Source organism: Ahrensia sp. 13_GOM-1096m (assembly GCF_000620605.1).
Classification (GTDB): Bacteria; Pseudomonadota; Alphaproteobacteria; order Rhizobiales; family Rhizobiaceae; genus Ahrensia; species Ahrensia kielensis.
In genome coordinates this window covers 565,381-577,348 of record NZ_JIAX01000006.1, presented here as the reverse complement: position 1 = coordinate 577,348, position 11,968 = coordinate 565,381, and the positions used below count along the sequence as shown (strand labels likewise).

Sequence of the window (11,968 nt, the reverse complement as noted above, 5' to 3'; positions counted from 1 at the left end):
AAGCCTAAATCTATTTGTCTTTGTACTGGTCTCTTAAGATATTTTTTTGAACCTTACCCATCGTATTGCGTGGGAGTTCTTCGACAATTTCATAGCGTTTTGGTTGTTTGAAGCGGGCCAATGACTTGCGCACGTTTTCTTCAATCGCAGCGATATTAATTTGCATGCCCTTTTGCGGCACCAGAATTGCTAGAACGCTCTCACCAAAATCAGCATGTGGAACACCCACGACTGCGCTTTCCAAAACATCAGGTTGATCGTCTAGGATCAATTCAATTTCTTTAGGGTAAATATTGTAGCCGCCGGAAATGATGAGATCTTTGTTGCGCCCGACAATGGTTACATAGCCGAACTCATCGATTTTACCCAGATCACCCGTAATGAAGAAACCATCGCTGCGAAGCTCCTCTTTGGTTTTCTCAGGCATTTGCCAATAGCCTTTAAATATATTTGGGCCGCGCACCTCAATCACACCAATATCGCCTGTTGGTACTTCAATTCCCGTTTCAGGATCGCAAACTTTGAGCTCAACACCGGGTAATGGAAATCCAACTGTGCCAGCTCGGCGCTCACCCTCATAGGGGTTTGACGTATTCATATTGGTTTCGGTCATCCCGTAGCGTTCTAAAATACGGTGCCCAGTGCGGGTTTCGAATTGAATATGCGTGTCGGCCAAAAGCGGCGCTGATCCCGATACGAAAAGGCGCATATGCGAAACGCAGTCTTTCGTAAAACGTTCATCATCTAACAGGCGCGAATAGAAAGTCGGCACACCCATCATTGAGGTTGAACGCGGAAGATTTTCAATGACTTGATCAATGTCAAACTTGGGCAAAAAGATCATCGACCCGCCTGCTGCAAGCGTAATATTGCAGGCGACAAACAGTCCGTGTGTGTGAAAGATCGGCAAAGCATGCAGCAGAACATCTTTTGATGTGAACTGCCAATAATCAACCAATGTGAGCGCATTTGATAAAAGGTTGTCCTGCGTCAGCATCGCGCCTTTAGAACGGCCCGTTGTGCCTGACGTATAAAGAAACGCTGCTAAATCATCACCGCTGCGTTCAACAGTTTTAAAATCATCAGACTGGTCTTGTGCTATATCGATGAAACTTCCGGTCCCATCACCATCCAGCGTTTCAAGTCGTGCGTTATAGGTATCGGCAACAGCAACCAGACCCTGCCTATTCTTCGATGAACAAAGCACCAATTTCGCGCCGGAATTACCGACAAAATAGTCAACCTCATCGGCTGTATAACCGGTGTTGAGTGGCAAAAAGACAATGCCAGATTGAACGCATGCAGCATAAACGGCCAGTGCTTCTGATGATTTGTCGATCTGCACGGCAAGCCGGTCTCCGGTCTCAACACCAAGCTTGTGGATTGCGTTGGCAAAACGTGCTGTCATTTTCAGAAAAGCATCGTGCGAAAGCGCCGTATCATCGCCAAGATATAAGAAAGGCGTGCTCTTGCCAGCATGTTTTCCAAAGAGCTTATCAAAAAGAGGGTTGGTCATGGATAGCGCCTTCAACTGTTTTCTTTTTCTATTGATGCAGTGCTTGTAAATTGCCGTGCTAATTGCTGCGCGCGCGGTGTCGCGACGACAGACTGTTGCGTGGCATAAGCTTCGTGATTTTCTGCAATTTTCTTCAAGTCGTAGAGATAATTGACCATTGCGCCGCCGGACTGTTCTTGCCCCTTTAAAGACGGATCACCATTGGCGTGGATATCATGAACAAGAGCACCATTGTTTAAATGGAAGCGCGCAACAGGGTCCATAGCGTGGCCGTTGTTAGCCTTTGCCGTTAGCAAATAATGGGCTGCCAGTTGGGCGCGCTTTTCATCGTCATCAAGCTGCGCTTCACAATCATTTTCTTTGGCGTAACGCCGCAAATTCGGAATTGGCGAAAGCGTAACAAAGGTCTTCAATTGCGGAAGCGTGCGTGACAATTCTTCGACAACTTGTTTGATTAATGAGTTACCAAAAGAAATGCCTGCAAGCCCTTTTTGGCAATTTGAAATAGAGTAAAATACTGCTGTATCTGCAGATGCCGCCTCAATGGGTTCATGATTAGCATCAAGCAATGTCGGTATTGATTGTGCGATGCCTTTGGTTAAAGCGACCTCGACGAAGATAAGAGGTTCATCTGGCATTGCAGGATGGAAAAACCCAAAACAACGACGGTCTTCAGGTTGTAGCCTGCTGCGAAGATCATCCCAACTTTCAATTGCATGAACCGCCTCATACGCGATAATTTTTTCAAGAATATGCGCTGGGCTTCGCCATGAAATTGGCCGCATGACGAGGAAGCCACGGTTAAACCATGACTGAAACAAATGGCGAAAATCGCTATCCACGCGCCCAAAAGAAGCGCCCTCTTTTACAAATCGCAGCAAGTCCGCACGCATATCCACGAGCCGTGCTGTACCGCTTGGAACTTGGTTTAAACGCCGCGCAAGCTCTTGCCTTAAAGGTTCGGCTTTCTCCATCAAGCTGTTGTAAGAAGCCTTGTCGTTCGTTGCGCGATAAGCCTCCAAAGCCGTACTCAAGCCATCAGTATCGATATCCATATCATCGGCAAGGAACTCGAAGAATTCACGCTTACCCGCATCGTCCATATCGTCATAAAGATCGAGAATTCTGCACGCCATTGAAGATCCTGAAATCTCACCATGGCTGCCAAGCAGGTCACGGCACAGATCTTCAATGTCCTGCTCGCTTGCAAATCTTCGAATGGCACCGGGCAAAGGGCGCCGCTCGAATATGCCTGCTAGAAGATCAGAAAGTAGCGTCATGTGGCTACCCCCATCACAACATCAGGCAACCAAGTTGCAATGCCTGGGAAGATGCACAAAAGGATGATCGCGAAAATCATGCATGCTACATAAGGCAATGAACCGAGCAATATGGTTTTCAAAGATATGTCCGGCGCAATGCCGTTGATCACATATAGATTAAGGCCAACCGGCGGTGAAATAAGGCCGATTTCCATATTGATCGTTAAGATGACAGCGAACCAAATAGGGTCAAAACCTGCCGTTGTTATGATCGGCAACAAAATTGGCGCAGCCATTAAAATCACCGCGACAGGTGGCAGAAAGAAACCGGCGATCAATAGGAATACATTGACTGCACCCATCAATACCCAGCGGTTGACCTCCAATGTGCCAATCCATTCGGCGATGGATTGTGTGATAAACAAGCTTGAAAGCATGTAGGAGAACACGCCTGCGGCAGCGACAATGAACAAGATCATGACGCTCTCTTTGGTGCTATCACGCAGGATAACCCAGAGGTCACGCGGGTTCCACAATTTGTAGATCACCATTGCGATAATCACACATAAAAGAGCGCCAACAGCGGCTGTCTCAGATGGTGTCGCCACGCCGCCATAAAGGGCATAAAGCACGCCAACGATGATTACCAAAAATGGTATAACGCGCGGCAGAATTTCGAAGCGTTCCTTCCAGCTATATGAACCAGCTGTGAGCACTGCAATATTGCCAGAACGCCATGTCGAATAAATCGACCACACCATAAACAATGCGACAAGCAACAATCCAGGAAGAACACCCGCTAAGAACAAACGCCCAATCGATGTTTCAGTCGCAATGCCATAAACGATCATTGTCACGGATGGCGGGATTAAAATACCGAGCGTTCCACCTGCTGCAATTGAGCCAGCCGCCACGCCATCTGGATAGCCGCGCTTGCGCATTTCTGGAATGCCCATTTTGCCAATTGCCGCGCATGTGGCAGGGCTAGAGCCTGACATGGCTGCAAAAAGCGCGCAGGCCCCCAGATTTGAAATCACCAAGCCACCTGGAATGCGGGTTAGCCAGCGTTCAAGCGCTTCATAAAGGTCAGCACCCGCGCGTGTGGAAGCAATGGATGCGCCCATAATGATAAACATCGGAATAGACAAAAGCGCAAAATTATCGAGTTTACCGAATAGAATTTCTGGAATTAATTCCAACGAACGCATTCCATCAAATACCATCAAGAATGCTGCGGAAACCATTAACAAGCCAAGTGCGACCGACACACCTGAGAATAAAATGATGATGGTTGTAATGGCAACGATCAGCCCAAGGAGAAGCGGGTCCATTATTTGTCCTCCAAACCGAAAGGCTTATCTATTTTTAAAATGACGGCAACCAGATCGGCGATCAGTTGTAGTAAAAACAACCCAAAACCAACAGGCAAAGCCAAATAAGGTATCCAAAGGCGAACACCCCAAATTGTATCTGACTTCCAATTGCGCTCATACGTCAAATGCCAATGTTCAAAGCTGTACCAAAGAATAACCGCGACCATTAATGCCGAAAGACTAAGCGTGAAAATCGACATAATTAGACGTGCTTTATTGGAAAGCGCTAATGGCACCAGATCAACATTCACATGACCGCGCAGGCGCTGCACATAGGGCAGCCCAATAAGCGTCGAACCGATAGCAAGGTAAATAACAGCTTCCGTTTGCCATACGGTTGATCCGTTCAAGACAAAGCGGATAAAAATCATCTGGCAGGTGATGACAACCGCCGACATAATCATTGCCGCCGAACACCAGCCTGCGAATGTGGATATTGCTGAAACCGCACGCAAAAACGGGTTGCCTCCCGTACTAGCGGTGGCAGCTGAGCTATGGCTCACCATATGATATTTCCTTAAATTTATTCATGGCAAAAACAGGCGACAGCGGATAAAGCGCTGCCGCCTAGATGCGTTATTCTACTGAAAGCGCCATATCGAGCAGCCGCTGACCATCAGGCAATTCTTCAACAAAAGCCTTATAGGATGTTTCTTTGGCAAGCGCCTGCCATGCAGCAAAATCTTCTGCTGTCATGGATGCGATTTCAACACCGGCAGCTTCGAAAGCCTGCGTTGATGCGGCATCTTCTTTCTTAGCTTCTTCAAGGTAATAAGCCTGTGCTTTTTCAGAACCAGCTTTCAGTGCAGCTTGTTGCTCAGGTGTCAGGCCGTCAAAAGTAGTCTTGTTCATCAGCAATGGCTGGTACATAAACCAAAGCGCATAATCGGCAGCAGGTGTATAGCACTTTACCTGCTCATAAATTCGGTAAGAAACGAATGATGATGACGATGTATTGGCCGCAGTTAAAACACCAGTTTGAAGCGCGTTATAAAGTTCTGATGAGGCCATCGAAGCGATAGAAGCACCAGCACCGGCTAACATTTGCTCAAAAGATTTACCCGCCGCACGAATTTGCGTTCCAGCAACATCTTCAGGTTTCGTGATACACTTATCTTTTCCAACAAAGCCGCCCGCAAGATAGCCGTGAACAAGAACGATCACATCATCTTCTGCCATTGTGGCTTCAAGCTCTTGCATGAACGGTGATGCGCTGAGGCGTGCAGCATGGTCGTGATTTTTCACAAGGCCGGGCATGAGCGTTAGATTATATGATGGCTGCTGACCACCGGCATAGCTGAGCGGCAAGACAGTCATATCCAGCTGACCACGGCTTAGTGGACGATATTGTTCACGGGCCTTGAAAAGCGATTGTGATCCGAAAATTTTAATATCTAAATCGACATCGGCAGCAGCAACCTCGTCAGCGACAATCTGCGCTACTTTATGCCTGATATCATTATCTGACCATTGGTGAGACAAACGCAGCTCAGCAGCTGTGACTGTTGAGGCAGCTAAAACAGCAACCGCCGCGACAGCAGAAAACAGTGAATTCTTCATAATATATTCCTCCCAAATGGCGAAGTCTCCCACTCCGCACAGATGGCAACGATAACGCAATCGCATACGGAGTCAAGATTATCGTATACAAGAATTAGATTATTGCGTATTTATAAAAATTATAGGATGCTTGTAATTATGACGACACGCCGCGCAAATATTATTGCAGATGCCATTGAGCAGGAAATCCTGACGCGTAAACTCGCCGATGGTGACAGGCTTGACGAGCATCGTTTAGCCGAACGATTTGATGTGTCACGCACGCCAATTCGGGAAGCTTTGCAATTGCTTCAAGCCTCTGGATTGGTTGAGCACCACCCGCGCCGCGGTGTCTTTGTGCGCCAGCCCGGCCCTATTCAGCTACTTGAAATGTTTGAGGTTATGGCTGGCTTGGAATCCATGTGCGGACGTTTAGCGGCTTCACGCATTTCCGATGCTGGGATTGAAGAACTTCAAAAGCAAAATGCAATTTGCCGCGAGGCAGTGGCAACGCAAGATGCCGACATGTATTTTGCAGCCAATGAGCGGTTTCACCACACGATCTATGCACATTGCGGAAATAATTTTTTAGAACTTGAAACGCTGCAGCTTTATCGCCGGCTCAAGCCATTTAGACGGCAGCAATTGCATTTGCGTGGCCGACTTCAACAATCATTAGATGAACATGAAGGCATCGTGGAAGCGTTGTCAAAAGGCCAAACGGATAAAGCTGCCTCGGCTCTCTTGCAGCACGTTGCTGTTCAAGGCGAAAAATTCCATAGGCTTTTAGCATTGAGCGCAATCAAGGCAGCAGAATAAGGCGCCGATACCAGCAAGCTTGGTTCACAAGCAGCTTTGCAGTCAGATATATTCACTTCATATCAGCAACATAAGAGACAACTAAATTTGTTCGTCTACACTTTAACGATCCACCTGTATTGCTCTTTGCGCCAAAGCCTCTAACGCCCCCCCCCTAAAAACAAGATAAGTCCATCGAGCAATAAGTATTCCTTAATTTTTATGCTTTATATCTCCTTAACATATAATTCAAAATTTTATTCTCGACAAATAAGATAGAAATACGATGGCAACGCCAATTTCAGACATATCTCAAAATAGTGAGTGGTAATGGGACATTTATTTAACAAGTCATTTGCAATAGCTACTGTGGCGTTGGTATCGATAAACACCCTTGCAAAAGCGCAAGATGTGTCAGCTACGGTGCCACCGGTATTAATAAGCACCTATGCAAAAGCGGAAGATACGCCAGTTGGCCTTGCCTCACCGGATTTCGTTATTTCCGGTGGATTTGGCTACACATGGTTGAAGGGTAATGAACTCGTTTACGACTCAGGCAATCGTATCAGCCATCTGATCTGGGAAACAAAAGCACCGGTCGTGACTTTGAATGCCAAGGGAGAGATTTATAACGACTGGACAATCTCAGGTAACGCCGTGTTTGGATTTAATGGCGATAGCCACATGGTGGATTATGACTGGTTGGCCGGTGACTATGCTTTTGATAATTGGACCGACAGATCCATTCACCCAGACACCCGACTCGACAAATATATCAATCTGGATGTTGCGCTGGGCAGAAATTTTACACTGAACGATGCAGTAATCGTGAACCTGCATGGTGGCCTCAAATACACCAATGTTAAAAGCACGGCATACGGCGGTTCCTTCGTTTATAGTCAGACTGGTTTTCGTAAAGACATAGGAAATTTTGCGGCTGACCAGAAGGGCATCTCTTTTGAGCAACGTTATCCTGGCATCTTTATCGGAACAGAAGCCAAAATTAATCATGCCCAATGGACTTTAAGAGGTCTTGCGCGTGCTGGCGTAACGATCGGCGCGACGGATACGGACCACCACTGGGTAAGAGACCTTCGTTTCGAAGAAAAATATGGACCGATTCCCTTCATGAGTTTGGGTGCTGAAGCTGGTTATCAGGTTACTGACAATACTCAGTTCACCCTTGGCGCTAATTTCGAGCAGTTCTTTCGCAAGAAAGGTGACACTTTAATATATGACATACCATCGGGCAGACAGGTGGCCGGTCCTTTTAAAGATGGAGCAGGCATGGACTTTCGATCCATCACACTCTCTGCCGGTTTAAAACTCGCATTTTAAAACTAGCGATCAACTCACAAACAAAAATCAGGTTTAGCGACCTGATTTTTTTTGTTTCTCATCTGGATTTTTCTTCAAAAACGGCGAGATACATTCGGCTCGCTGGCCATCGGATGTGATGAAAGTGTTGTCGAGTGCTCGATAGGTATTATAGTGCTTCATACACCACTGAAAATGTGCGCGTGGGTATATTGCGGGATCGAAAATCGACTTCTCTTGAGTTTTACCAATATTAGGGACGAAACTTACAGCTATGCTAAATGCCGTACCCAGAACGGTCCAAATTCGTCGTATTAATGATTTCATGCAATCCTCCAAGGCATCGGTAAGTTGACGGGAATATACCCTATTTGCCAAGGCAATATACGATCATTATTTAGTATCCGCCCCGCGCTAGAGACAAGCCTTGAGCGCAGGACAGATTATTCAACTAAATTTTACCATACCCACCGCCTGATGGCGTTTGGATAATGACCGCTTCGCCAGCGTCACATCTGATTTGAGTACGGCCTGGCAATTCCTCGATCGTATTGTCGATTAAACGCTTCGCATTGCGCCCCGTTTTTCCGTTTCCGCCTCCTGCTAAGCCGCTTGGAGCAACTTCGCGCCGACCACACAAAAACGAAACATCCATTGGCTTTAAGAAACGCACAGTACGGTTCAACCCATCGCCGCCAGTCCATTTACCTGCACCGCCAGAACCACGCCTTATCTGAAATTTTTCAAGCACCACAGGATAACGCAACTCCAAAACTTCAGGATCGGTCAAACGCGTGTTCGTCATATGTGTGTGTACTGCATGGGCCCCATTAAAGCCCGGCCCAGCTCCAGAACCACCACAAATGGTTTCATAATATTGATACTCGTCATCCCCGAAATTAAAGTTGTTCATCGTACCTTGTGCACCGGCAATTGCGCCAAGAGCTGCAAACAAACAATCCGTTACCGCTTGGGACACCTCAACATTTCCGGCAACGACTGCAGCTGGATATTCCGGTGTTAGCATAGACCGCTTAGGCAGGATAATGTTCAACGGGCGCATGCAGCCAGCATTCATGGGTATGTCGTCATCAACCATACAGCGGAACGCATATAGTACCGCAGCGCGCGTGACCGGCTCTGGAGCATTATAATTATCGGGCTGCTGATCAGTTGTACCGGTGAAATCCAGCGTTGCTGATCTTTGTTCTTTGTCGACAGTCAACTTGACTGCGATTTTACATCCTTGATCAAAAAAGACCTCCGCTTCACCGTCAGATAAAGTCGAGATAACACGGCGCACGCATTCCTCTGCATAATCGCGAACATGTCCCATATAGGCTTTCACAACACTAAGGCCGAAATTTTCGACCATTGTTTTTAGTTCTGCGACACCCTTTTCATTCGCAGCAATTTGCGCTTTCAAATCGGCAACGTTCTGATCGGTATTGCGGCATGGATATTTTCCGCCGTCTAGTTTTGCACGGATAGATTGATCTAAAAACACGCCCCCCTTAACGAGCATGAGATTGTCAAGAACAACGCCTTCTTCTTCAATAGTCGTGGCAAGCGGTGTCATAGATCCAGGGGCAATGCCGCCAACATCTGCATGGTGGCCGCGTGATGCAACAAAGAACAATGGAGCTTCATTGTTGTCGCCAAAGACGGGCGTGACAACCGTTATATCCGGCAAATGCGTTCCGCCATTGTAAGGCGCATTTGTTACAAACACATCGCCCTTATTCATTTTAGGATGGGCCGCAATGACACTGGCAACCGACCGATCCATTGAACCTAAATGAACAGGCGTATGCGGTGCGTTTGCTATTAAAGAACCATCATGGTCAAAAACCGCACAGGAGAAGTCCAGTCGCTCTTTGATGTTTGTCGACCGTGCCGTTTTTTGCAAACGAACGCCCATTTGCTCGGCAATAGACATAAAGAGGTTATTGAAAACCTCAAGCATAATAGGATCAGCTTTGGTGCTCAGGCTTTCCTCCTGATGCACGTGCTCGTCCTGCTCCATAATGATGTGGCTAAAGCTGTTTAAACTTGCGCGCCAACCCGGCTCAACAATAATCGTACCAATATCTTCAATGATAATTGCTGGCCCGACAATTCTGTGCCCCGGCTTTAACAAAGCACGTTTGTAAACATTTGCCGTCTGCCACTTTCCACCAGAATAAAATTCTGTCGTTTCGATACACTCAGGCGTGCCTTCGCTCGCTTTTTGCGGCTTTTCGAGATTGTTTGCACCACCGCCATTTGATTCAACTTCAACAAGTTCAACAACCAAATCCGTATCTGGCATAGTGAAGCCAAACTGTTCTTTATGGATGTTTTCAAACTGCTGCCGCATCGTTTCAACAGCATCAAACTTGACTTCGATTGTGGAATCCGTGCCCTGATATTTCAAATGTACACTAACAGTGACATCTGCATCAGCTTCTTTAATCCCTTGCTCGAAAAGCTCTTGCTTCGTGCTTTTCTCTAGCGCTTCAATCGTCAGCTCCAGATCACTCAGCATAGCTGTGCCGAGTGTTTGCTCAACGCTATGCTGCCTGCTGGCTTTAATATTCGCCAGCCCCATGCCATAGGCGGATAAAATACCAGAAAACGGGTGTATCACCACAGTCTTCATACCCAAAACACTTGCCACTGCGCAGGCGTGTTGACCACCTGCCCCGCCAAAGCAAGTCAGGGCATAACGGGTAATATCATAACCGCGCTGCACCGATATTTTCTTTACAGCGTTGGCCATATTCTCAACGGCAATTTTAAGAAATCCTTCTGCGACCTCTTCTGAGGAAGTGACATTTGCCTCTTTTGCAACTTTCTCAAATTTCAGTCTTACAGCATCACGATCTAAAGGCTGCTTTTGATCTGGACCAAAGACCGATGGGAAATATTTGGGCTGAAGTTTACCAAGCATAACATTGGCATCAGTGACGGCGAGAGGTCCGCCGCGCCGATAACTTGCCGGACCAGGGTTTGCACCGGCCGATTCAGGGCCAACACGGAAACGCGCACCATCATATGTGAGCAACGAACCACCGCCCGCAGCCACGGTGTGAATCTTCATCATAGGGGCACGCATGCGCACGCCTGCGACTTCCGTTTCAAAGTCCTTTTCCAATTCGCCTGCAAAATGCGCAACATCCGTGGACGTGCCGCCCATATCGAAACCGATTATCTTCTCAAATCCTGCGAGTTTGCTCGTCTGGATAGCACCAACAATGCCGCCAGCAGGACCGGATAGAATTGCATCACGCCCTTGGAACAGATGCGCGGCTGTTAATCCGCCTGATGACATCATAAACATCAATTGCAGGTCAGAATTTTCCGTGTCGAGTTCTGAAGCAACCTGCTCAACATAACGGCGTAGAATTGGTGAAAGATAAGCATCGACAACCGCGGTATCGCCGCGCCCGACAAATTTGATCAAAGGAGAAACTTCATGGCTTGGAGACACCTGTGTGAAACCAATGTTCCTTGCTATTTCTGCTGCGCGCTCTTCATGCTCTGGAAAACGATAGCCATGCATAAAAACGATGGCAACCGAACGAATTCCTGCATCAAAGGCCTGTTTTAAGGCTGCATGAGTTTCACTCTCATCAAAAGCCTCTTCCTCGCTCCCATCATTGAGATAGCGACCTGAAACTTCCGCAACCTGTTCGTATAAAAGTTCTGGCTTCTTAATTTCTCGGTCGAATAAGCGCGGTCTTGCCTGATATCCAATCTCTAAGGCATCAGCGAAACCTTTATTCGTCAATAGCAGCACACGATCACCTTTGCGCTCCAATAAAGCGTTGGTTGCAACGGTTGTTCCCATTTTGACGGTTGCTATTTTGTCTGATGGTATGCGTTCAGCTTGTGAGATACCCATCAGATCACGGATACCTTGGATTGCGGCATCAGGATATGCTTCCGGATTTTCAGAAAGGAGCTTGTGCGCTTTCAATTCACCATCAGGCGCACGCGCAACGATATCTGTAAAAGTACCTCCACGATCAATCCAGAAATCCCATTTTTGCAATGCTCTATCCTCTCTCGAATGCTCGCTACAAATTTTATGTTGATTTATGAGCAAAACGCTGACAATTTGTCAACGTTGCATTTTTCTAAGCAGTCGTATTTAGTGAATTCGTAACGGTTTGAGCGCG

The 11,968-nt window shown here is 47.1% G+C and carries 9 protein-coding genes; 2 read left to right on the top strand and 7 right to left on the bottom strand.

Going from position 1 to position 11,968, the window contains the following annotated elements; genetic code table 11:
* Window positions 1–10: 10 nt before the first annotated feature.
* The 5 genes from N530_RS0103165 to dctP all read right to left on the bottom strand — a co-directional run bounded on the left by N530_RS0103165 (window position 11) and on the right by dctP (window position 5,711).
* Window positions 11–1,516 carry a malonyl-CoA synthase gene (locus N530_RS0103165; RefSeq protein ID WP_026479522.1) on the bottom strand — a complete coding sequence of 502 codons (1,506 nt, stop codon included), beginning with the start codon at window positions 1,514–1,516 and terminating at the stop codon, window positions 11–13.
* A gap of 11 nt (window positions 1,517–1,527) precedes the next feature.
* The gene (locus N530_RS0103160) at window positions 1,528–2,796 is read right to left on the bottom strand and encodes a malonyl-CoA decarboxylase (protein WP_026479521.1); all 1,269 of its coding nucleotides are present in this window, start codon (window positions 2,794–2,796) and stop codon (window positions 1,528–1,530) included.
* Window positions 2,793–4,109, bottom strand: a complete 1,317-nt coding sequence (locus N530_RS0103155; protein WP_018688523.1) for a TRAP transporter large permease — start codon at window positions 4,107–4,109, stop codon at window positions 2,793–2,795. Before N530_RS0103155 ends, N530_RS0103160 begins: the two co-directional genes overlap by 4 nt.
* Window positions 4,109–4,657, bottom strand: coding sequence for a TRAP transporter small permease (locus N530_RS0103150; RefSeq protein ID WP_026479520.1), 549 nt, complete (start codon window positions 4,655–4,657; stop codon window positions 4,109–4,111). The genes N530_RS0103155 and N530_RS0103150 overlap by 1 nt, the downstream gene beginning before the upstream one ends.
* Window positions 4,658–4,727: 70 nt before the next feature.
* Window positions 4,728–5,711: a TRAP transporter substrate-binding protein DctP gene (gene dctP / locus N530_RS0103145; protein ID WP_026479519.1), complete on the bottom strand. Its 984-nt coding sequence runs from the start codon at window positions 5,709–5,711 to the stop codon at window positions 4,728–4,730.
* Window positions 5,712–5,849: 138 nt separating this feature from the next.
* On the opposite strand from dctP, the gene N530_RS0103140 reads away from it, so the two are divergent.
* Together N530_RS0103140 and N530_RS0103135 are read left to right on the top strand one after the other, a co-directional pair.
* Window positions 5,850–6,509, top strand: a complete 660-nt coding sequence (locus N530_RS0103140; protein WP_026479518.1) for a GntR family transcriptional regulator — start codon at window positions 5,850–5,852, stop codon at window positions 6,507–6,509.
* Window positions 6,510–6,818: 309 nt separating this feature from the next.
* On the top strand, window positions 6,819–7,826 hold the full coding sequence (locus N530_RS0103135; protein WP_026479517.1) for an omptin family outer membrane protease: 1,008 nt from the start codon (window positions 6,819–6,821) through the stop codon (window positions 7,824–7,826).
* Between the two features lie 33 nt (window positions 7,827–7,859).
* Here N530_RS0103135 and N530_RS0103130 read toward each other — a convergent pair whose 3' ends face one another.
* On the bottom strand, window positions 7,860–8,132 hold the full coding sequence (locus N530_RS0103130) for a BA14K family protein (protein ID WP_026479516.1): 273 nt from the start codon (window positions 8,130–8,132) through the stop codon (window positions 7,860–7,862).
* A gap of 124 nt (window positions 8,133–8,256) precedes the next feature.
* A complete protein-coding gene (locus N530_RS0103125; protein WP_026479515.1) occupies window positions 8,257–11,841 on the bottom strand; it encodes a hydantoinase B/oxoprolinase family protein in 3,585 nt (1,194 codons plus the stop codon).
* Window positions 11,842–11,968 lie beyond the last annotated feature (127 nt).

Bases quoted from the DNA above. Each gene is read 5' to 3' on its own strand.
- dctP (WP_026479519.1), bottom strand. From the start codon at position 5,711: ATGAAGAATTCACTGTTTTCTGCTGTCGCGGCGGTTGCTGTTTTAGCT.
- N530_RS0103165 (WP_026479522.1), bottom strand. From the start codon at position 1,516: ATGACCAACCCTCTTTTTGATAAGCTCTTTGGAAAACATGCTGGCAAG.
- N530_RS0103155 (WP_018688523.1), bottom strand. From the start codon at position 4,109: ATGGACCCGCTTCTCCTTGGGCTGATCGTTGCCATTACAACCATCATC.
- N530_RS0103140 (WP_026479518.1), top strand. From the start codon at position 5,850: ATGACGACACGCCGCGCAAATATTATTGCAGATGCCATTGAGCAGGAA.
- N530_RS0103160 (WP_026479521.1), bottom strand. From the start codon at position 2,796: ATGACGCTACTTTCTGATCTTCTAGCAGGCATATTCGAGCGGCGCCCT.
- N530_RS0103130 (WP_026479516.1), bottom strand. From the start codon at position 8,132: ATGAAATCATTAATACGACGAATTTGGACCGTTCTGGGTACGGCATTT.
- N530_RS0103135 (WP_026479517.1), top strand. From the start codon at position 6,819: ATGGGACATTTATTTAACAAGTCATTTGCAATAGCTACTGTGGCGTTG.
- N530_RS0103150 (WP_026479520.1), bottom strand. From the start codon at position 4,657: ATGGTGAGCCATAGCTCAGCTGCCACCGCTAGTACGGGAGGCAACCCG.